Here is a 23078-nt window from a genome sequence, read left to right as displayed (position 1 = left end):
TTACATATTATATCCAATCCTGTCTGGATTGTCAAATAAATGTCAAGAGGTTGTCTTTGACGAAAGGAAGGATTTAAAGGCGTGTCATAACAAAAATATTGTAGATCGCCTGGATCGCCGGCTCAAAATCTTCATTTTTCACACCGATGATGATGTTGAGCTCACTGGAACCCTGATCGATCATCTTTACGTTTACATTTGCATGAGACAGGGCGGAAAAAATGCGGCCTGCAGTCCCTCTGGTGGAGCGCATCCCTCTTCCTACGACTGCGATCAGCGCCAGGTCTGACTCCAGTTCTACAGAATCCGGATGAACGGCACGATGGATGCCTGCAAGAACCTTCTGCTCTTTTTCCTCAAATTCACTCTGATGGACAAATACGGTCATGGTGTCGATGCCAGAGGGCATGTGCTCAAAGGAAATACCGTTCTTTTCAAAGACCTCCAGTACCTTTCTGCCAAAGCCCACCTCGGAATTCATCATATCTTTTTCAATGTTCAGAGCAGCAAAGCCTTTCTTTCCTGCAATACCGGTGATGGTATATTTGGGTTTCCGGCAGGTACTTTCCACGATCAGAGTTCCCTTGTCTTCCGGTGCATTGGTATTGCGAATGTTGATGGGAATGCCTTCCTTACGGACAGGGAAAATGGCCTCCTCATGAAGAACGGTAGCTCCCATGTAGGAAAGCTCGCGAAGTTCCCGGTAAGTGATGGTCTCAATGACTTCAGGATTGACTACGATCCTGGGATCTGTGACCAGGAAGCCGGAAACATCTGTCCAGTTTTCATAAAGATCTGCGTGAATAGCTGCGGCAACCAGAGAACCGGTAATGTCAGAACCACCTCTTGAGAAAGTAATGACCTGCCCGTTCGGCAGTGCACCGTAAAATCCCGGGATCACAGCATTTTCCATTTCTTTCAGCCGTTCGCCCAGAACCTCTGTGGTCTTTTCCATATCGAAGCTGCCATCCTCACGGAAGACGATCACTTCTGCAGCATCCACAAATTCATATCCAAGATAGTTTGCCATGATGATACTGTTAAGATATTCTCCTCTGGATGCGGCATAATCTTTTCCGGCCTTGTTTGTAAAGTTCTCACGGATCAGAGAAAACTCCTTTTCCAGAGAAAGTTTCAATTCCAGGCCATCAATGATCTCCTGATAACGCCGTTCGATCTGCCGGAGTTCTTTGGCAAATTCCTTCCCTTCTGCTGCCAGTGCATAGCAGGCATACAACATGTCTGTCACCTTGATATCTTCACTGAAACGCTTGCCCGGTGCGGAAGGGACCACAAACCGTCTGCCTGCATCAGAACGAATGATCGCGCCAACCTTTTTGAACTGTTCGGCGCTGGCAAGAGAGCTGCCGCCGAATTTTACAACTTTTTTCATTTTCTCTCCTCCTGGTCTTGAATTTCAACAACGATCCAGAGACACCTTGATAAAGCCCGTCACTCTGTTACGTCACTTTGATTGTTGATTATCAATCTTATCGCAAATTTCGCCATCCGTCCAGTCGTTTTTTCTATTTTCGTCTTTTTTCACGGAAAATAACTGGTCGAAGGCAGGAAAATGTGATAAGATAAAGAAATGTTGCCGTGATCAAAAACCGGCAGCATAAATAAAGCAAGAAAGAAGTGAATCCCATGATACTGGCATGTCAGAGTATTCAAAAAGCTTTCGGAACCGATGTCATCCTGAAAAACGCTTCTTTTCATATTGAAGACCGTGAAAAGGCGGCCATTGTAGGCATCAACGGGGCTGGAAAATCCACCCTTCTGAAAATCATCATGCATCAGCTGGATCCGGACAGCGGAGATGTGATCCTTGCAAAAGGAAAAACCATCGGCTATCTGGCTCAGCATGATGCTGTTTCTTCTGAAAACACCATCCATGACGAGCTCCTTTCCGTAAAGGCAGAGCTGCTTGCCATGGAAAAAAGGATCCGGGAGCTGGAAATGGAAATGAAATCCCTTTCCGGCGAAGCCCTGGAAAGCGTACTGGAAACCTATAACCGGCTAAATTCTCAGTTTGAGCGTGAAAACGGCTATGCCATTCAGAGTGAACTCACCGGTGTTTTAAAAGGTCTTGGCTTTACCGAGGAGGATTTTACCAAAAAAGTATCCACGCTTTCCGGTGGTCAGAAGACCCGTGTGGCTCTGGGTAAGCTCCTACTTTCTCATCCGGACCTGATTCTTCTGGACGAGCCGACCAACCATCTGGATATGAATTCCATTGCCTGGCTGGAAACTTATCTGCTCAATTATTCCGGTGCTGTCCTCATCGTAGCCCATGACCGTTATTTTCTGAACCGGGTAGTCACCAAGGTCATAGAGATCGATCAGGGCAATGTGACTACCTTCCTTGGAAACTATTCCGATTATTCCATGAAAAAAGCCCAGGTCCGTCAGGCACAGATCAATGCATATTTAAACCAGCAGCGTGAGATCAAACACCAGCAGGAAGTGATCGCCAAGCTGAAATCCTTCAACCGTGAAAAGTCTATCCGCCGTGCGGAAAGCCGTGAGAAAATGTTGGACAAGATCGAGGTTCTGGAAAAGCCGACAGAAGTCAATACGGAGATCCATATCCATCTGACTCCACGGGTCATCAGCGGAAATGACGTACTGAAAGTGGAAGGTCTGGAAAAAGGCTTTGACAACCATACGCTGTTTTCTGATCTGAATTTTGAGATCAAACGTGGCGAACGTGTCGCCATCATCGGAAACAATGGTACCGGAAAAACCACGATCTTAAAGATCCTCAACGGTCTTCTGGCTCCGGATGCCGGAAGTTTCACCCTGGGAAGTAAGGTCCATATCGGATATTATGATCAGGAACATCATGTCCTTCACATGGAGAAGACTCTTTTTGAAGAGATTTCCGATACTTATCCAAACATGAACAATACAGAAATCCGCAACGTTCTGGCTGCCTTTCTTTTTACCGGTGACGATGTTTACAAACGGATTCAGGATTTAAGTGGTGGAGAACGTGGACGTGTTTCCCTTGCCAAACTCATGCTTTCAGAAGCCAATTTCATCATTCTCGATGAGCCGACCAACCATCTGGATATCACTTCCAAAGAGATTCTGGAAAATGCTCTGAATCAGTACGAGGGAACAGTCCTTTATGTTTCTCATGACCGTTATTTTATCAATCAGACGGCAACCAGAATTCTGGAACTGACTGGAAATACACTGGTAAACTATATCGGAAACTACGACTATTATCTAGAGAAAAAAGAGGAACTGACGGCTATCTACGTTCCAGGTGAGGCTGCTTCTGCCGTTTCTTCCGACAAAACAGAAACAGATTCCAAACTGGACTGGCAGCAGCAGAAAGAGCTACAGGCCAAAGAGCGAAAACGGAAGAATGCCCTGAAAAAGACGGAGGATCAGATTTCCGCTCTGGAAGAGCGCGATGCCGAGATTGATGCTCTGATGGCCTCTCCGGAGGTGGCAACGGATGTTGGGAAATGCATCAAACTGAGTAAAGAAAAAGCCCAGATCAGCGAAGAGCTTGCTGCTCTTTATGAGACCTGGGAAGAACTGGCAGAGGACGAATGACAACCGTTTTGTTACTATAAAAAGTCCCCGGTACCGAATGGCTTTTCCATCCGGTACCGGGGACTTTTTTCGTCAAAACAGCGACTCAGATTACTTTCACAGAATTGTCAAAAAGATGACAGGCTACAAAGTGCCCTGCTTTGATCTCTTTCAATTTCGGTGTTTCACTCTTACATTTTTCAGTTGCAAATTTGCAGCGGCTTGCAAAGCGGCAGCCAGGTCCGCAGTTGATGGGGCTTCCCACCTCGCCCTCCAGCGGAAGGACCTTTTTGCTGCGTTCCTGCTCCGGATTCGGGATCGGGATCGCAGACAGAAGAGCCTTGGTATAGGGATGCTCCGGATTGCCGTAAAGCTCGTCACTGGAAGCCAGCTCTACGATATGTCCCATGTACATAACACCGACACGGTCGGAAATATGTTTTACCATAGAAAGATCGTGAGCGATAAAGAGATAGGTCAGACCCAGCTCTTTCTGAAGCTTGATCAGCAGATTGACAACCTGCGCCTGAATAGAAACATCCAGTGCGGAGATCGGCTCATCACAGACAATAAATTCCGGATCTACAGCCAGAGCTCTCGCAATACCGATACGCTGCCTCTGTCCGCCGGAAAACTCATGAGGGAAACGACCGGCATGCTCTTTGTTCAGGCCTACCAGAGAGAGAAGTTCATGGATTCTCTCCTGCTTATCATTGGGATGAAGACCGAAGTTTTCCAGGCCTTCGCCAATGATATCACCAACTGTCATTCGGGGATCCAGGGAGGCGTAAGGATCCTGAAAGATCATCTGGGCTCTCTTTTTAAACCACAGACCGTCTTTTTTTCCCATTTTTGTCACATCACGACCGGCGTATTCAATGACACCTTCGGTTGCCGGATAAAGACCAAGAACGGTTCTTCCGCAGGTGGTCTTACCACAGCCGGACTCTCCTACCAGACCAAGGGTCTCTCCTTTATAGATATCAAAAGAAACATCATCTACAGCCTTTAAAATATCTTTTTTATGTACTTTGAAGTATTTTTTCAGGTGCTCGACATGAACCAGCACTTCTTTCTCATTTGCCATCTTCAAACACCTCCTTGATGTCCTTGATTCCGTACACTTCTTTTGCCATTGGATGGTTCAGCCAGCAGGCAGCCTCGTGGGAACCGGAAAAACGGGTGTATTCCGGAGACTGCTCTTTACAGATCCCCATGCAGTACTGACAGCGGCTTGCAAAACCACAGCCTTTCGGCGGCGCGATCAAATCCGGCGGTGTTCCAGGAATGATGCGGAGTTCGGATTTATTCTCATTTTTCAGGTTCGGAACAGCCTTTAAAAGAGCATCCGTATAGGGGTGTTTCGGCTCGTTGAAAATTTCATAAACCGTACCTTTTTCTACAATGCGACCTGCATACATAACGATGATGTCATCTGCCATACCGGCTACGACACCAAGGTCATGTGTGATCATGACTACAGCTGTATTATTTTCCTTCTGGATCTTTTTCAGAAGGTCAATGATCTGTGCCTGAATGGTCACATCCAGAGCTGTCGTGGGCTCGTCGGCGATCATAAGCTTCGGATTGCAGGCAAGAGCAATGGCAATGACAACACGCTGCCTCATACCACCCGAAAATTCATAAGGATACTGATTCATACGCTCTTCCGGATTTGGGATGTTTACCATTTTCAGAAGCTCCAGAGCACGTTTTTTTGCCTCATCCTTGGAAACCTTGCTGTGAAGAAGAATGCTTTCCATAATCTGTTTGCCGACTTTCATGGTCGGGTTCAGGGAGGTCATGGGATCCTGGAAGATCATAGCTGCATCTTTTCCACGATAGGCTCTCCATTCTTTCTCACTGTAATTCATAATATTCTGACCATCAAATATGATCTCACTGGTCTTTTTCACTTCTCCCGGAGGCGTGGCGATCAAGCCTAAAACCGCCTTGGAGGTTACTGTTTTTCCAGAACCGGACTCTCCTACGATCGCAAGACATTCGCCTGCTTTTGCTTCAAAGGATACTCCCCGTACCGCCTTGACTTCACCGGCATAGGTATGGAAAGAGACTTCCAGATTTTTTACTTCTAACAGATTGCTCATTTTTCACACACCTTTCTTTCTTACTGACGGAGTTTCGGGTCAAATGCATCACGCAGGCCATCACCCAGGAGGTTGAATGCCAGCATGGTTACAGAAATAGCCAGTGCCGGGAAAATCAGTTCATGAGGATAGTAAGCCATCTGCTGCTGTCCAAGAGAAGCCATGGCACCCCAGCTGGTAAGCGGCGGCTGGATACCCATTCCGATAAAGCTCAGGAAAGCCTCGGAGAAAATGAAGCTCGGGATGGAGAAGGTGGTCTGTACGATAATGATACTCATGGTGTTCGGGATCAGATGGCGGGTGACGATTTTGAGTGTCGGCGTACCCAGTGCCTTTGCCGCCATGACATATTCACACTCCTTTAATTCCAGCACCTGTCCTCGTACCAGACGGGCCAGACCGGTCCAGCTGGTGATACAGAGTGCCAAAAGGAGAGAACTCATACCTTTTCCAAGAAAAACAGTCACGATGATTACCATGACCATGTAAGGGATACCTGAAAGGATTTCCAGAATACGCATCATGATATCATCCACCAGACCGCCCATATATCCGCTGACGCCGCCGTAAAGGACACCGATCAGCAGAGATACCAGCGCACCGACGACACCAATAGTCAGGGAAACACGGCCGCCGATCCAGATACGGGCAAAAATGTCTCTTCCCAGATCATCCAGACCGAAGATATGCTGCAGAGTGGGCCCCTGATTGGTAAATTCAATGTTCTGCTCATCATAGGGATGAGGATAAATATACGGTGCAAAAATACACATAAACACGATTGCGATCAGAAGAACCAGACTTGCCATCGCAACCTTGTTCTTCTTCAGTCTCCGGAATGCATCCTGCCAGTAAGAAATACTGGGGCGCACCAGATTTTCTGATGCCTGTTCGTCCACTCCTACCCGGGTGAACTGTTCTTTTGTAAGCTTTCCGCTCTGTTCTGTCATTCTGGTCTCACCCTCCTTACTTGTTGCCTTCGATGATGCTCTTTCTCACTCTGGGGTCTACGATGGCATAAAGGATGTCCATCAATACCATACAGAAAATAAAGATAAATGAGAAGAACAATGTAGTTGCCATGATCATCGGGTAATCACGTCCGTTTACACTCTCTACATAGTAACGTCCCAGACCGGGGATCGAGAAGATACGTTCGATAACGAAAGAACCGGTTACGATATTGGCTACCTGCGGAGCTACGATGGAGATGATCGGTGTGATGGCATTACGGAGTACATGACGTTTTACGATCTGGAAGTTGGAAAGGCCTTTGGATTTGGCCAGAAGAATGTAATCATTACTCAGTACATCCAGTACGGAAGAACGCATGAAACGGGAATAGGTGGCAATACCGCTGATGGATGCCGATACCGTCGGAAGGAACGTATACTGGAAGATCTGCCCGATCCCCATCCCCTTCGATGACCAGCCGACAATGGGGAAGTAAGAGCCAGCCGCATATTTCTGAAGCAAGGCTGCAAATACAAAGCTCGGCACAGACACACCGATGATAGCAATAAAGATCGTCAAAAAATCGATCCAGCGGCCACGATGCAGAGCGGCCAGAATACCAAGGATCAGCCCCAGGATCAGACCTACTGCCACAGCCTGCAGTCCTAACTGCAAGGAAGCCGGAAAACGCTCGGAAATGATCTGGTTTGCAGTAAGACCAGGCGTCTTGTAGGACTCTCCCATCTGCCCGTGCAGAAGATTTTTCAGATAGATCACATACTGCTCGCTAAGAGGCTTGTCCAGTCCCCAACGTGCTTTCAGGTTGTTTGCAACTGCTTCCGGAAGCACTTTCATGCTGTCCTGTGTCGGATCACCAGGAATGCAGTTCATCAGAAAAAAGGTAATTGTAAGAATTACCCATAAGGTTACGATCATGTAGCCAATTTTCTTTAATATGTATTTAATCATTTTGTCGTACCTCCTAAGTGAAAGCTTAGTGTGCTGTATCACTCGCTTTCTGCTGACAGAAACGGGAGTGATACCGTACACTAAGACCTTTGACTTATAAATGCCGGAACGGCGGGGAGATCCAAGGATCTCCCGCATGTTCCGGCATAACACAATGGACTGAACGGCAGCTCCACTGTCATTCTGGTTATCTGTTACTCAGCAAGGTATGCATCTCTGAACTCAACGGAAGGACCGCCTGCACCATTGATGTATACGCCCTGGAGTTTCGGGTTTACAACAACGTTGGAGTAAGAGAAAGTAACCGGGGAAATACCACATTTGTCAACAGTCAGGATCTTCTCAGCTTTTGCAAAGTTCTCACCGCGGACTTTCATGTCGGACTCGGTCTTGCATGCATTTACCAGCTCATCATACTCGGAATCGGAGAAGAATGCCGGGTTGTTTCCATCGCCAGTGGTGTAGCACTGCATAAAGGTCATCGGATCGTTATAATCTGCGCCCCAACCGGTCTGGCAGATCTGGTACTGTCCTTTGGAAACCTGGTTGTTGAAGGAAGAGTTATCGGAAGCAGTCTCGATGTTTACAACAACGCCGAGTTTTGTCTGCCACTGGTTCTGATAGTACTCAGCTGCAACCTTGGTCTCGTTGTCAGAGTTTCTCTGAAGGAAGGTAACCTCAAGAGTCTCACCTGATTTGCCGATTTCCTCCAGTCCTTTGTTCAGAAGCTCTACCGGATCCTGCTCCAGAAGCTCTTTCATGGGCTCTTCATAGAGATCACGGAACAGATCGTCACCGATAGCGGTTCCGTAAGGAATCTCACCGTAAGCAGCCTGTTCTTTTTTCAGAACGTTCTTGACATAAGACTCGCGGTCAAAGGCGATTGCAAAGGCTTTACGGATGTTTTCATTTGAGAATACGCCATCCGGATCCTCGTTGTTGAAGCAGATGTAGCTGTTTCTCGGCTGCGGGCCGGAAATAAGAGTAACCTCACCGGAATCGATCTTGGACTGCAGCTGGTCAACGTACTCTGTGCGGACATTTCTCAGAAGATCAATCTGTCCCTGATCAAAAAGCTGCTGTCTGGTATTCTCATCCTGAGCCAGAATCATATCGATCTCGTCCAGTTTGATGTTCTCAGCATCCCAGTAGTTCGGGTTCTTTTTCAGAACAACCTTGGAACCACGGGTCCACTCGGAAATGTAATACGGACCACTCTGTGCCAGATCTTCTACGATCGCACCATAGGAAGAGTTGTTCTCGCCCTCGGTTTTTGATTCGGGAACCGGAGTGATGTTTGCAAAAGTCAGAAGCTGTGCAAAGTACGGGATAGGCTCGGTCAGAGTGATCTCCAGAGTCTTGTCATCAACAGCCTTGGCTCCGACATCCTCTTTTGCTCCGGAACCGGTATTGAAAGCTTCTCCGCCTGCGATGCAGTAGAAGATACCGGCGTTGTGGCAGTTAACCTCCGGGTCAAATACACGACGGATGGAGTTTACATAGTCAGCTGCTACGACCGGTGTTCCATCGGAATACTTGTTGTCACGCAGATGGAAGGTCCAGGTCAGACCATCCTCAGAGGTCTCGTAGCTCTCTGCGCCTGCATTGGTCAGTTTTCCATCGATCAGACGAACCAGGCTCTCCTGGCACTCCAGAATGATGGAGTTCTTCTGGTCGTCGTCTGCACGTCCGGGATCCATGGTATCCGGATCGGAGAACATAACGGTGCTTACAACGGCCTCACCGTCTGCAGATACAGCAATTCCGGTTCCTGCTACAACAGTCATGGTCATGGCTGTTGCAAGTAATGCTGACAGAAGTTTTCTTTTCATAGTGTTGTCCTCTCTTTCATAAAGAAATTTTTGAATGTCGTGTCAGAGGATATCCTGTCCGGCTCCGGCATCCTTTTTATTTTTACCATGCTTTGCATGGAAAAATATCAATGATCTTTTCTTTTTATATAAAAAACTCTCGACTGGTAGTCTCCCTGCGGAACACCGCTGCCCTTCACTCCGCAGCCTTCATCAGAGGTCACAAGACCTGCCTGCATGAGTTCGTCTCCGAAGAAGCTTCCTGCAAAATCAGATACCAGATATTCCATTTCCGGATCCAGTCCCGCAAGACGGAGCCGCTGATAAGGTGCATTGGCCGGCTGTCTCTGGCGGTAATAACCCGCCATTGCTTCCGTCCGGTCTTCAGAAACTACGATCCATGCTGCTTCATCCCCTTCAAAAGGACTCAGCAACCGGTAAAAGGTCCCTTTCATCAGGAGCTCCCGGTGTTCTTTTACAAAACAGATCTGCTGACGGACCTCTTCTCTTTCTTCATCTGTCAGAGTATTTAGGTCCAGCTCATAGCCAAACACACCAAAGAGTGCTGTCTCCCCTCTTGTCTTCAGAGATGTATTTCTGTATGTCTGCTGATTGGGTGCGGCAGATACATGACAGCCCATCGAACTGAGCGGATAAACCATAGAGGTTCCATACTGGATCCTCAGGCGCTCCACCGCATCGGTATTATCTGAGGTCCAGGTCTGCGGTGCATAATAAAGCATTCCCGGATCAAAACGGGCTCCGCCGCTGGCACAGGACTCAAAAAGAATATCCGGGAACTCGGTGATCAGCCGCTCATAGAGTGCATAAATACCAAGCATATGGCGATGAAATACTTCACCCTGGAATGCCGCAGCTCTTCCTTTGGAAAAGACCTCAGACATGCTCCGGTTCATATCCCATTTGATATAGGAAACAGGAGCTTCCCGGAGAATCTTTGCGATCATATCTCCAATGCCCTGTACAACCTCCGGTTTGCTGTAATCCAGAACAAACTGGTTTCTGCCGTGGCACTGAGGTCTTCCCGGCTCTCCCAGGAGCCAGTCCGGATGTTCCCGGTAAAGACGGCTCTCATGATTGACCATCTCCGGCTCGATCCAGAGGCCGAACTTCATGCCAAGGGCCTCCACCTTTTTTGCCACTCCGGTAATACCATCCGGCAGCTTGGAAAGATCCGGATACCAGTCTCCAAGAGAACTGGTGGCATCATCCCTCTTGCCGAACCAGCCGTCATCCAGAACCATAAGCTCTACGCCAAGGTCTGCCGCAGTTCTTGCAATATTCAGGATCTTCTCCTCTGTAAAATTCATAAAGGTGGCTTCCCAGTTATTGATCAGCACCGGCCTTACCCGATCCCGCCAGCTGCCCCGGCAGAGTCTGGTACGATACAGCTTATGGAAGGTCTGGCTCATGCCATTCAGTCCCTCGGAGGAATAAACCATCACAGCCTCCGGTGTCTGGAAACTCTCACCCGGCTTCAAAGTCCAGGAAAAGCCTTCCGGATGGATCCCCAGCAGCACTCTCGTGACTCCATAAGTGTCTACATTGACTTTACCAAGAAAATTGCCACTGTATACCAGGCTGAATCCGAAGACTTCACCCTGTTTTTCATCCGCGTGAGGACGCTTCAGTGCCAGAAACGGATTGAACTGATGACTGCTGTGTCCTCTCATACTGTAAACTTCCTGCGCACCCTCTCTCAGATGCTCGGTACGGACATATCGTTCTCTTGCCCAGGAACCTGTAAGCGTAATCATGTCATAATCCCAGTCCGGCAGATCCAGAGAGAAACTCATAGCACGGTCCAGGACCACGGTTTCTTTTCCTGTCTGACAGAAACGGGCATTCCGGCAGATCACCGGAAATGTCTCATAGATCGTATAGGTAAGGATCAATTCTGTTCCCAGGATATCATCCTTTAAGGTGATTTCAAGTGTTTCTGCTTCGTGATCAGACTCTACATAAGTAGCCGGAAGTCCGTCCAGTTTTGGTTTGCCCGGATAGATCCGATGACTCTGATAAACAAAGCTGGAAAGACGGCTGCCGTTCTCCCGGATCAATCCATACGCCGGATAACGCATATCACCGGTTCCATAGGACGGGTACTCCTGACGCAAAGCCTCCAGCGAAAATGTCGTATCCCCTTCATAAATGCAGGGAGCCATGTCACGGAAGCCCAGTTCCGCCAGATGTGAAAAATCCTCCCGGTCTCTCAGTCTGGCGCCCGTATAGAGCTGTCCCAGCTGTCCATTCCGCAGAACCTGGAAAATGTAGCTGATCTTGTCATTATAGAGATGAAATTCTCTGGTTTTTTCGTGAAAAACAATACTCATGGGACTTTTCCCCTTTTCTGCTTTCGTAAAATGAAATGTTCAGGGTAAAGCGGACATTCGAAATATCGTTTGCCCTGACATCCTGTTTATCTGTCACAAATATACCACATAATATATCAATTTGTCAATACTATATACGCATATTCCATAAAACAATATTAGATATATCTTTTATTCTGTGCATTTCCGTCAATTAAAAACACAGCAGATACAATATCTTTGTGTCTGCTGTATGATATGTTTTTCGGTATTACGGAGATGGTATGATCTGAAATCAACAATTAGATATATCTTTTTTACGCAAGACGCTCTTCCAGATTTGTACGGACAGCTTTGATGAATTCTTCGCTGTTTAATACCGTCGGATCTTCCAATGTGGTAATCAATGCCAGATCCTTTGTCATTTTTCCGCTTTCGATGGTGGCAAGAGTTGCTTGTTCCAGTTTATCCGCAAAGCTGACCAGTTCCGGAATCTGATCCAGTTCTCCACGTTTTCTCAAAGCTCCGCTCCAGGCAAAGATCGTAGCAACAGAATTGGTGGAAGTTTCCTCGCCCTTCAGATATTTGTAATAATGACGCTGCACCGTTCCATGAGCTGCCTCATACTCAAATTTACCGTCAGGTGTTACCAGAACGGAGGTCATCATAGCCAGAGAACCAAAGGCAGAGGATACCATATCACTCATGACATCACCATCATAGTTCTTACAAGCCCAGATAAAGCCGCCTTCTGCTTTCATGATCCGGGCAACCGCATCATCGATCAGAGTATAGAAATAGGTGATCCCTGCTTTTTCAAAAGCTTCTTTATAATCTCTGTCGTAGATCTCCTGGAAAATGTCTTTAAAGGTATGATCGTATTTTTTAGAGATCGTATCTTTCGTAGCAAACCAGACATCCTGCTTCGTATCCAGCGCATACTGGAAACAGCTCTTTGCAAAGCTTTCAATGGAAGCATTCAGATTGTGCATGCCCTGAAGAACGCCGGGAGCTTTGAATTCATGGATCAGCTCTCTGGTCTGCGTCCCGTCCTCTGCGGTAAATACCAGCTCTGCTTTTCCGGGCCCTGGAACGATCATCTCGGATGCCTTGTAAACATCACCATAGGCATGACGTGCCAGAGTAATGGGTTTCTTCCAGTTCTTCACACAGGGTTCAATGCCTTTTACAACGATCGGAGTACGGAATACGGTACCGTCCATAATCGAACGGATGGTGCCATTCGGACTCTTCCACATCTCCTTCAGGTCGTATTCCTTCACACGGGCTGCATTAGGGGTAATGGTGGCGCATTTGACAGCCACACCATATTTGATCGCTGCCTTTGCAGAATCCATCGTCACCTGATCATTTGTCTCATCTCTGTGTTTCAGTCCAAGATCATAATACTCGGTTTTCAGATCGATAAAAGGAAGAAGAAGTTCTTCTTTGATCATTTTCCAGAGAATCCTTGTCATCTCATCTCCGTCCATCTCAACCAACGGGGTATGCATTTTTATTTTTTCCATTTTGTCTCATCCTCCATGATCGTTTCTATCTGGCAGTTCCTGATATTACTGATGGTATTCATAACATGGCGGGTAGCCAGTTCGTCTGCCAGATCCGGATTTTTCTCCCGGATAGCCAGCATGATATTTTCATGTTCCTGCGTGGATTTTTCCGCCCGACGCCCGCTTTCCAGAGAAGACTTCCGTACTCTCTGGACATACTGGTGCAGGTTCTTCAGTTCATGCTCCAGCAGCTTGCTCTGACAGCCTTCAAACAGGATTTCATGAAAACGGCTGTCCAGCCCTACCAGCTGATCAAAGTTACCTTTTTTTTCATGAAACTTGGAAAGAAGGATCACTTCTTCCATCTCATCCAGCTGTTCCCCTGTCATCCATTTACAGGCCATCCGGGCACAAAGCCCTTCCAGACGGGAACGCATCTGGTAGATCACTTCCACATCCTGAGCCGTAATGCCGTTGACGTAAGCCCCTTTATTGGGTACGATCGTCACCAGTCCCTCCAGCTCCAGCTGCCGAAGCGCTTCCCGCACCGGCGTCCGGGATACTCCCAGTTCTTTTCCGAGAGTACTCTCCCGGAGTTCCTCCTGATATTTGTAGCACCCGCTCAATATATTTTCACGTATGGTATGAAATACTTTTCCTCTGAGGGAAAATTGATCTGTCGCCTCCACAGATATATCCTCCTTAAAGTTCCGAATCGGGAACGGTTTTCCGGGCCGTCGAAGCCTCTTTTCTTCCAGGAAGCGGAATATTCAGCTTCTTGCAGGAATCACTGATAACGGTCACAAGCTCCTGATTGGTCAGGATCGTCACACGACCGCTTTCATATTCCCGGTCTACCCATTCTTTGACCATTTTTACCAATGGGGTATCTTTGCTGATCTTATCCTCTTCCGGCAGATGATAGTAAGTATTGATCCAGTGTGCAATTCCCGCAAGACCGGAGGTGTTGGATACTGCCACCAGTACCGGACGGTTCAGGAACTTGTCTGTATCAAAGATATTGTAGATTTCCTCATTTTTCAGAAGACCGTCTGCATGGATACCCGCTCTGGTCACATTGAAGTTTTCGCCGACAAAAGGCGTTCTTGACGGTACGCGGTAACCGATCTCTTTTTCATAATATTCTGCCAGTTCCGTGATGACTCTGGTATCCATTCCATCCAGGGTTCCCCGAAGCTGGGCATACTCAAAGACCATCGCTTCCAGAGGTGTGTTTCCTGTCCGCTCACCGATACCGAACAGAGAACAGTTGACTCCGCTGGCACCGTAAAGCCAGGCTGTGGTGGAGTTCGTAACCGCTTTATAGAAATCGTTATGACCATGCCATTCAATCAGCTCACTGGGAACACCCGCATGGGTCATGATACCATAAATGATACCGGGAACCGAACGAGGGATTACCGCTCCTGGATAATTAACTCCGTATCCCATGGTATCGCAGCAGCGGACCTTGATCGGGATCTGATAAAATTCCATCAGACGCATCAGTTCCAGACAGAAGGGAATTACATAACCATAGATATCTGCTCTGGTGATATCCTCCAGATGGCACCGGGGGCTCACGCCAATCTCCAGACAGTCACGGATGATATTCAGATAATGTTCCATCGCTTCTCTTCTGGTCATCTTCATCTTATAGAAAATGTGGTAATCGGAACAGCTGACCAGGATTCCGGTCTCTTTCATGCCGATATCCTTTACCAGTTCGAAATCTTTCTTATTTGCACGGATCCAGCTGGTAACTTCCGGGAACTTATAGCCTCTCTCCATACATTTGATGACAGCATCTCTGTCTTTTTTGCTGTAGAGGAAAAATTCAGACTGGCGTACCTTTCCTTTCGGACCGCCCAGCTTGTGAAGATAATCGAAGATCGTCACGATCTGTTCCGTACTGTAAGGCGCCCGGGACTGCTGTCCATCACGGAAGGTCGTATCCGTGATCCAGATGTCCTCCGGCATGTGATGCGGAACGACTCGGTCATTGAATGCGATCTTCGGAACCTCACTATAGGGGAACAGGTTCCGGAAAACATTTGGAGTTTTCACATCTACAAGGGGGTACATGTGCTCTTCCAGTTCCAGAAGATTTGTCTTGTTGTTCATTGTCACACGACGGTTTTCCATCTTTCTATCACTCCTATGCATCTGTTGTTTTTTCTTTTTGCATCATTGTATACAATTATACATGTATTGTCAAGCACATTTCAAAATATCTTGTGAAAAATATATCAAGATGCGGGATCCTGACGCATAGCACACAACCGATTTCCCGCATATACTGATAAAAAGATGTCGGGATAAGAAGGATGGATTCCTATGGATCGGGTGAGAAAACTGACCGGAGCGGAACCGCTCCTCGCCAAAGGTTTTTCCGGAAAGGGCATCACTGCCGCTATACTGGACAGCGGTATTTATCCTCACCCGGATCTGAAAGAACGCATTGTGGATTTCCGTGATTTTTCAAACGGACGGACCGGCTGTTACGATGATTACGGTCATGGTACCCATGTGGCCGGAATTCTGGCCGGGAATGGAAAGCTCTCACGGGGCCGTTACCGCGGCATCGCTCCTGAATGCCGCCTGCTGCCGGTGAAAGTCCTGGATCGCCGTGGAAACGGAAGCCGTCAGGATGTTCTCCGGGGCATCGAATTTGTGATCTCTACCAGAGAGCGATATCACACCCGGATCCTCAACATCTCTGTAGGCACTCTGGCAGAAGGAAAAGAGGACGAAGAGCTCATCCAGGCTGTGGAGGATGCCTGGGATGCCGGTCTTATCGTTGTGGCTGCCGCAGGGAATATGGGTCCACGCAAAGAAAGCATCACCTCTCCCGGCAGCAGCCGGAAGATCATCACAGTCGGAGCCTCCGATGACGAACAAATAGAAGCTTTTCCCAGAAAGGGACGGATCCTTACCGGTTATTCCGGGCGGGGGCCTACCTGCGCCTGCATCGTAAAACCGGAACTTACGGCTCCGGGCACAGGGATCGTTTCCTGCAGTTCCCGCTACGCTTTCACCCGCCAGGGATACACAGTAAAAAGCGGCACCTCCATGTCCACACCTGTGGTCTCTGGAGCTGCCGCTCTGCTTCTCTCTCTTCATCCGGAGCTTTCCAATCTGGATGTAAAAATGCGTATGCATGAAAGTACGGTTGACCTGAAGCTGCCCGGAAGCCGTCAGGGCTGGGGCTTTCTTCGGATTGACCGGTTATTGCGCTGATCTTATTTTTTCTTTCTGTAAATATGGATCTCTGGAATAGCTACATTCTCGTAAGTGATGTTTTCCTCCCGTTCCGGCTCCGGTTCTTCTTCATGCGTTTCTCCGATGTGAACCTCCGGAATGGCGAGATTCTCACTCTCTACTTTGTAAGAAGTTTTTTCTTTTTTCTTTCTTCCAAACAACATAAATCCTCCCTCAAATGTCCGCTCCCCCGGACATTTTTTACGTAACTTACATAAAATTGTAACTGTTCAGAGCCAGCCTCCAAAATGCTTCGCATTTCGTCGGTGTGGCGTATCCGCCAAATAGATTTCCATGTAAAAGTGTTCATTCATGCAAGCATGATTCACACTTTTGCATGAAAATCTGCTTGGCTCTGAACAGTTACAAAAAGTTGATGAAAACGGTGATCACCAGGCTGTTGATGAAATCTGCAAAAAGACTGCCCACCAGCGGCACCAGAAGATAAGCCTTGACGGATGGCGCATATTTTTCACAGAGCACCTGCATGTTTGCCATGGCATTGGGAGTGGCTCCCATTCCGAATCCGCAGACTCCGGCGCAAAGAACAGCCGCGTCGTAGTCTTTTCCCATAATGCGGAACACAATGAAATTCGTATAAACAAAGAGCAGTATCGTCTGACCGGCCAGAAGAACCAGCAGAGGCAGGGCAAGTGCCGCCAGCTGCCAGAGTTTCAGGGTGATCATAGCGATACCCAGGAACAGAGAAAGACTGATGCCTCCAATATCATTGATCTCTCCCATGTAGATCGTGAATTTTCCGCAATATTCTCCAATGTTCCGGATAAAGGCTGCCACGATCATGGCACCGATGTAAATAGGAAATGTCATTCCCGTAAGAGAAAGAAGCTTTGACACGATAGTACCAATACCCATAGCAATGATGAGCTGAAACACAGCCGAAGGATACATGCTGACATGGCGTTCATGCTTTTTCTCCTCCTCTACCAGAAGGCTGTCATCCTCAGAAACCACTGTGTCCAGCAGATTCTTTTTCTTGATCAGGTGTTTTCCAAGAGGACCTCCCATCATGCTGCCGGCAATCAGTCCAAAGGTTGCCCCTGCAGTACAGAGAGTTGTAGCTCCGGAAATTCCAAAATCCTCCAGGATCGGTCCGAAGGCACCGGCTGTCCCGTGGCCTCCCACCATGGGGATCGAACCGGTACACAGCCCTACCAGAGGGCTGATCTGAAGAAGCTTCGCCAGACCTACCGCCAGAAAATTCTGGCATAAGATCAGACCGATAACAAGACCGAGAAATACGATCAGGGCTTTTCCTCCGCTTTTTAAGACTTTCAGGTTTGCCTGGAAGCCCACGGAGGTGAAGAAAAATACCATGCACACATCCTTTAAGATATCATCAAAGGAAAATTCTGCAATACCGGTCACATAACAGATACAGGTAAACACTGCGAAAATGACACCTCCGATAACCGGAGCGGGAATACAGAATTTTTCCAGAATACTGCACTTACGTTTCAAATATTTTCCAAGCATCAGAACCAGCACTGCAGTTGCAATGGTCTGATACATATCCAGCTGAATCTTCATTTGCTTCCTTTCTCTGTCTCGTCTTCCAGATCCACACTGCAGTCCTCATAATATGCAGCTGCTCCCTTATGGAAGGGGATTGTGATCCCTTCCACGGCAGTCGTTTCATCCAGGGAAATATCCACCGGCAAAGCGTACTGGATTTTCTCTTTGCTGTCAAAAAGTATTTTTGTAATCTCTTTTACCTGTGCGGAAGAAAGCTTGTCACCTGCCAGCAGCACAGCCTTGACTCCCAGCGTTCTGGCCTCTTCTTCCTGACCTTCATAAGTTCCGGCAGGGATGAGGTACTCGGAATAAAAATCATAGGAACGGGTCAGTTTGCTCCGTGTCTTTTCATCCAGGCTGATGAGACGGATACCGCACTGCTTTGCCAGTTCACCGATGACCGTGGTCTCCACACCGGCTGTACAGAAGAATGCATCGATCGTGCCGTCCTTTAGCTGCTCAGCCGCATCCGTATAATTAAGATTCACTTTCGTCACCATGTTGTCTGTAAAACCACTGGCTGAGAGAATCTTCTCGGCGTTCTGTTCCGTGCCGGATTCTTTTTCTCCGACACTCACCGTTTTTCCAAGAAGATCATCCATATTTATAATAGAAGAATCATCTCTCACTATGATCTGACAGGCCTCTGTGTAGAGAGCTGCCACTGCGCCATAGCCCTGGCAAGTCTTTCCGCCAGCAAAGCTCCCCTCACCGTTCCAGGCATCCTGAAGAAGATCTGCCTGGACAACCGCCAGCTGGATATAGCCCTCTGACAGCAGCCTTAAATTCGCCGCAGACCCCGCCGTCGTTTTTACTTCTGTCTGGAAATCATCCGTTTCCGTATTCAGGATATTGGCAAAGGTGTCCGCAAAAGCATGATACACACCCCCGATGCCAGCCGTTCCGAAACGCAGCTTTTTTGTTCCTCCACTGCAGCCCGTGAGCAGAAGGAGGATGAAACACAAAAAAATCCATTTTTTCTTCAATGGAACACATCCTTTCATTTTTCAGGCTTTCTCTTTCTCAAAAAAATCCTTCAACAGTTTCACTACCGTACCGGAAAGAAGGAAAAGTGCGATAAGGTTCGGAATCGCCATCAGACCGTTGAAGGTATCTGCGATATCCCACAGAAGTCCCAGATCCACGGTCGCACCAAGGATCGCTACAAAAGAATAAACCACAAAGAAAGGACGGACGACTTTTTCACTGGAACAAAGATACTCGATGCAGCGGGCACCGTAGAGTCCCCAGCCAATGATCGTGGAAAATGCAAAACAGCATAGAGCCACTGCCGTAAAAATGGAAAACCAGCCGCCATAGGTCGCTGTAAATCCGGAAATCGTCAGTTCCGCCCCGGCTGGCTTGCCATATCCAATGGAAACACCGCTGCAAAGGATCACAAGAGCCGTCAGCGTACAGATGACAAAGGTATCCGCAAAAACCTCAAAAATACCGAACATTCCCTGTTTTACCGGTTTCTTTGTATCCGCACAGGCATGGGCGATCGAACCGGTACCGAGTCCCGCTTCATTGGAAAAGATTCCACGGGATACACCCTTTTTAAGGCTCACAAACATGCTTCCGACAAGACCGCCGGTGAATGCTTTCGGAGAGAAAGCCCCTCCGATAATAGAAGCAAAAACTGCCGGAAGGCGCGGAATATTCAGCACAACAACTCCCAGTGCCATAACCACATAGAAAAGCGCCATAAAGGGCACCAGTTTTTCTGTCACGCTTCCGATCCTTTTGATGCCGCCGAGAAGGACCATTGCCACCAGCATGGCAATAAAAATACCAATGACCAGATTCAGCATGGACATTGCCGTATCTCCGATCAGGCCATACTGAACAAGAGCCGTATCAATGGCTGTCGTAATGGTATTGACCTGCGTGGCATTTCCGGTTCCGAATACGGTCAGCACACCAAACAGGGAATAGAAAAAAGCCAGCCACTGCCAGTTTTTTCCAAGACCGTTTTTGATGTAATACATAGGACCGCCTACCAGATCGCCTTCCTTGTTCCGCTCACGGAAATGAACGGCCAGAGTCACCTCGGCAAATTTGGTACACATACCAAAAGCAGCGGAACACCACATCCAGAAGATAGCGCCCGGACCTCCGATCGCAATGGCACCCGCTACTCCTGCAATATTTCCTGTTCCTACCGTTGCCGCCAGGGCCGTGCAGACCGCCTGAAACGGAGTCATAGAACCGTCTGAGGCATCTTTTTTCCGGAACATCCGTCCGATGGTGGTACGAATCGCATAGGGAAATTTCCGGATCTGCAGGAAACCGGTACAGATACTCAGGTACATTCCAACACCGAGAATACAGATCATTGCAGGAACGCCCCAGATAAAATTGTTGACCGCCTGATTCACGGCCGTTATGATTTCAACCATACTTTTTGTTTCTCCCTTTTCTTTTGTTTTCCGAATCTTCCACATGATGTTGTAAACAGTTGCCGCGTCAGATTCTTAAAGTAACATGTTACCACAAACAGAAAAGGATGGCAAGCAGATCAGGAAATCTTCCATTGATTCCTTTGATTGGAATGATTATACATTCTTTCGATCAGCTTTCCGTAACAGGCTGCAAGGACCTGTTGAAACAATGTCCCGATCATAACCGGAAACATGACTTCACCCGGAAAATAAGCAGCTGCAAGAACTGCCCCGGCACTGATGTTACGCATACCGGAGCCATAGAGCATAGACACTGCCATCTCCCGGTCTCCGCCGAACCAACGGGATAAAAGCCAGCCGATGGCATAACCGGAGGCCGCCAGTACAAGGATGGCTGCTGCAACAAGAACCCTCTGTGGTGTCATATTCCGCACATAGGGAGCTACTTTGGAGGAATTAGAGGCTACCACAAAAATCAGGCACATTTTTGAAAAGGGAGCCAGCTTTGAGGGCCATTCTTTCCGCACTTTTCCATGTGTCAGCTCGTTGAGGCTCATGGCTGCCAGTGCAGGAATGGCGATCATAAAAAGAAGTTCCTGCATCATACCGGCTGCATCCATGGACACCCGGGAACCTACCAGAATCTGCAGCGTAGCCGGGATCAGGAAAGGTGACAGAAGCGTATCTACGATCACCAGTGACAGGGACAGCGGGCTGTTTCCGCTATAGATCGTCACCCACATAAGACTGACCACCGCCGTCGGGACGGAAAATTCCAACACCATCCCTGTGATCAGACGGTCATTTCCAGGAAAAAGCAGATGCCCAAGACCGCAGGCCAGAACAGGGAGCAGCACATGAAGCACTCCAAGACAGGCCAGCAGGGGAATGGGATGCTTCAGCACCCGGGCCATATCATGAAAGTCCGATTTCAGAGCTCCTGTGAAGGTCATAAACGCAAAGACCAGAGAAACATAAGGCAGACCATGCTTCGCGATATCTGGAAAAAGCACACCGAAAAGAAGGCAGGCCGGTGTGACCAGGGCCATCCATTTTTCTATAAAGCGGTTAAATTTATCAAGCATATATTTTCTCCATTTCATTGTTATCCGATATCGATAAAATCATACGATGAATATGAAAAAAAGGCAAGAAAAAAGACCTTTCGGCAACATCTTCGGCGATATTCCTCAAGGTCTTTTTAATTTTAATGTAACTGTATGCAAACTACCTTAACGGCTGATGTGGAATGCTTTTTTACCAGGATAAACTGCTGATGTACCCAGTTCCTCCTCAATCCGGAGCAGCTGGTTGTATTTTGCCACACGTTCACTTCTGCTGGGAGCACCGGTCTTGATCTGGCAGGTATTCAGTGCAACAGCCAGATCTGCGATCGTAGTATCCTCTGTCTCACCTGAACGGTGGGAGGTAACAGCTGTATAGCCGGCATTGTGAGCCATCTTGATGGCTTCCAGAGTCTCAGACACAGAACCGATCTGATTCAGCTTGATCAGAATAGAATTTCCGCAGCCAAGAGAGATTCCTTTTGAGAGACGCTCGGTATTGGTGACAAAAAGATCATCTCCTACCAGCTGGACCTTGCCTCCCAGTTCTCTGGTCAGTACCTGCCAGCCTTCCCAGTCTTCTTCATCCAAACCGTCTTCGATGGAGTAGATCGGATATTTTTCGCAAAGCTTCTTCCAGTGCTCTACCAGTTCTGCAGAGGTATACTTTTTGCCGCATTTCGGAAGGATGTACTCGCCTTTCTTCTCACCTTTCCATTCACTGGAAGCAGCATCCATAGCCAGAACAAAATCTTTGCCTGGTTCGTAACCAGCCTTGCGGATCGCCTCCAGAATACATTCGATGGCTTCCTCATCACTTCCAAGATCCGGAGCAAAACCACCCTCATCACCCACAGAAGTAGCCAGTCCTCTGGACTTTAGGAGTGCTGCCAGTGCATGAAAAACCTCGGTACACCATCTGAGACCCTCCCGGAAACTCTCTGCACCGGCCGGCATGATCATAAATTCCTGTACGTCCACAGTATTTGCCGCATGAGCACCACCATTTAAAATATTCATCATCGGAACAGGAAGGCGGTTGCCATTCACGCCACCCAGAAAACGATACAGAGGAATATCCAGTGCGATAGCTGCTGCTCTGCAGCTTGCGATCGATACTGCCAGGATCGCATTCGCACCAAGGTTGGATTTATCCTTGGTTCCATCTGCTTTCATCATGGCTGCATCGACTGCATAAATATCGGAAGCATCCACGCCTTTCAGCACCTCGTTGATAACAGTGTTGATGTTATTTACTGCTTTGGATACTCCTTTTCCGCCAAAACGCTCTTTATCTCCATCACGCAGCTCCAGAGCCTCAAATTCACCGGTGGAAGCTCCGCTGGGAGCTGCCCCTCTTGCAATGGTGCCGTCTGCCAGATAAACCTCCGCCTCAACGGTGGGATTGCCTCTGGAATCAATGATCTCTCTTCCGATTACTTTCTCAATAGCTAAATGTTTCATCTTTATTTCGATCCTTTCTCCATGCATCCTCCCACCCTTGCTCAGGGGGCAGAAGGAGTTTGCATGATTTATTCACAGTAAGTTAGGCTTTTCTAACCATAGTTAGTCTATCA

18 protein-coding genes are annotated in these 23078 nt (G+C 47.9%); 2 read left to right on the top strand and 16 right to left on the bottom strand.

The window, feature by feature from the left end; all coding sequences use genetic code 11:
- Nucleotides 1–73: 73 nt before the first annotated feature.
- Nucleotides 74–1393, bottom strand: a complete 1320-nt coding sequence (locus DXA57_RS03535; RefSeq protein WP_117764665.1) for an aspartate kinase — start codon at nucleotides 1391–1393, stop codon at nucleotides 74–76.
- A 254-nt stretch (nucleotides 1394–1647) separates the two neighbouring features.
- Between DXA57_RS03535 and DXA57_RS03530 the strand changes: the two genes are divergently transcribed.
- Nucleotides 1648–3570 (top strand): ABC-F family ATP-binding cassette domain-containing protein, encoded by a 1923-nt coding sequence (locus DXA57_RS03530; protein WP_117764664.1) that lies wholly within the window; start codon nucleotides 1648–1650, stop codon nucleotides 3568–3570.
- An 85-nt stretch (nucleotides 3571–3655) separates the two neighbouring features.
- On the opposite strand, the gene DXA57_RS03525 is transcribed toward DXA57_RS03530, so the two are convergent.
- From DXA57_RS03525 to DXA57_RS03485, 9 genes are all read right to left on the bottom strand, one after another.
- Nucleotides 3656–4636, bottom strand: a complete 981-nt coding sequence (locus DXA57_RS03525) for an ABC transporter ATP-binding protein (protein WP_117764662.1) — start codon at nucleotides 4634–4636, stop codon at nucleotides 3656–3658.
- A complete protein-coding gene (locus DXA57_RS03520; protein WP_117764660.1) occupies nucleotides 4626–5657 on the bottom strand; it encodes an ABC transporter ATP-binding protein in 1032 nt (343 codons plus the stop codon). Before DXA57_RS03520 ends, DXA57_RS03525 begins: the two co-directional genes overlap by 11 nt.
- Nucleotides 5658–5677: 20 nt before the next feature.
- Nucleotides 5678–6607, bottom strand: coding sequence for an ABC transporter permease (locus DXA57_RS03515; protein WP_117764658.1), 930 nt, complete (start codon nucleotides 6605–6607; stop codon nucleotides 5678–5680).
- A gap of 16 nt (nucleotides 6608–6623) precedes the next feature.
- A complete protein-coding gene (locus DXA57_RS03510; RefSeq protein WP_117764656.1) occupies nucleotides 6624–7580 on the bottom strand; it encodes an ABC transporter permease in 957 nt (318 codons plus the stop codon).
- Nucleotides 7581–7774: 194 nt separating this feature from the next.
- Nucleotides 7775–9412: a peptide ABC transporter substrate-binding protein gene (locus DXA57_RS03505; RefSeq protein WP_117764654.1), complete on the bottom strand. Its 1638-nt coding sequence runs from the start codon at nucleotides 9410–9412 to the stop codon at nucleotides 7775–7777.
- 107 nt (nucleotides 9413–9519) lie between these two features.
- Entirely contained in the window at nucleotides 9520–11745 is a 2226-nt protein-coding gene (locus tag DXA57_RS03500) for an alpha-galactosidase (protein ID WP_117764652.1), read from the bottom strand.
- Nucleotides 11746–12041: 296 nt separating this feature from the next.
- Entirely contained in the window at nucleotides 12042–13253 is a 1212-nt protein-coding gene (locus DXA57_RS03495) for an NADP-dependent isocitrate dehydrogenase (RefSeq protein ID WP_117764650.1), read from the bottom strand.
- Nucleotides 13241–13924: a GntR family transcriptional regulator gene (locus DXA57_RS03490; protein ID WP_117764648.1), complete on the bottom strand. Its 684-nt coding sequence runs from the start codon at nucleotides 13922–13924 to the stop codon at nucleotides 13241–13243. The genes DXA57_RS03495 and DXA57_RS03490 overlap by 13 nt, the downstream gene beginning before the upstream one ends.
- 13 nt (nucleotides 13925–13937) lie before the next feature.
- Complete coding sequence (locus tag DXA57_RS03485) at nucleotides 13938–15380, bottom strand: 2-isopropylmalate synthase (RefSeq protein WP_117764646.1); 1443 nt, start codon at nucleotides 15378–15380, stop codon at nucleotides 13938–13940.
- A gap of 192 nt (nucleotides 15381–15572) precedes the next feature.
- On the opposite strand from DXA57_RS03485, the gene DXA57_RS03480 reads away from it, so the two are divergent.
- Nucleotides 15573–16475, top strand: coding sequence for a S8 family peptidase (locus DXA57_RS03480; protein WP_117764644.1), 903 nt, complete (start codon nucleotides 15573–15575; stop codon nucleotides 16473–16475).
- 2 nt (nucleotides 16476–16477) lie between these two features.
- Here DXA57_RS03480 and DXA57_RS03475 read toward each other — a convergent pair whose 3' ends face one another.
- The 6 genes from DXA57_RS03475 to eno form a co-directional block, all read right to left on the bottom strand.
- Nucleotides 16478–16660 (bottom strand): hypothetical protein, encoded by a 183-nt coding sequence (locus tag DXA57_RS03475; protein WP_117764642.1) that lies wholly within the window; start codon nucleotides 16658–16660, stop codon nucleotides 16478–16480.
- Nucleotides 16661–16859: 199 nt separating this feature from the next.
- The gene (gltS, locus tag DXA57_RS03470) at nucleotides 16860–18047 is read right to left on the bottom strand and encodes a sodium/glutamate symporter (RefSeq protein WP_117764640.1); all 1188 of its coding nucleotides are present in this window, start codon (nucleotides 18045–18047) and stop codon (nucleotides 16860–16862) included.
- Nucleotides 18044–19018, bottom strand: coding sequence for a TAXI family TRAP transporter solute-binding subunit (locus tag DXA57_RS03465; protein ID WP_330423186.1), 975 nt, complete (start codon nucleotides 19016–19018; stop codon nucleotides 18044–18046). The genes gltS and DXA57_RS03465 overlap by 4 nt, the downstream gene beginning before the upstream one ends.
- A 21-nt stretch (nucleotides 19019–19039) precedes the next feature.
- Nucleotides 19040–20434: an alanine/glycine:cation symporter family protein gene (locus tag DXA57_RS03460; protein ID WP_117764964.1), complete on the bottom strand. Its 1395-nt coding sequence runs from the start codon at nucleotides 20432–20434 to the stop codon at nucleotides 19040–19042.
- A 119-nt stretch (nucleotides 20435–20553) separates the two neighbouring features.
- On the bottom strand, nucleotides 20554–21522 hold the full coding sequence (locus DXA57_RS03455) for a bile acid:sodium symporter family protein (RefSeq protein WP_117764636.1): 969 nt from the start codon (nucleotides 21520–21522) through the stop codon (nucleotides 20554–20556).
- A 147-nt stretch (nucleotides 21523–21669) separates the two neighbouring features.
- Entirely contained in the window at nucleotides 21670–22965 is a 1296-nt protein-coding gene (gene eno / locus DXA57_RS03450; protein WP_117764962.1) for a phosphopyruvate hydratase, read from the bottom strand.
- Nucleotides 22966–23078: the final 113 nt, after the last annotated feature.

It is taken from the genome of Blautia sp. OF03-15BH (genome assembly GCF_003463065.1).
Classification (GTDB): domain Bacteria; phylum Bacillota; class Clostridia; order Lachnospirales; family Lachnospiraceae; genus Limivivens.
Note: the sequence above shows the minus strand (reverse complement) of the source record. Positions and strands in the feature narration are given on the sequence as shown.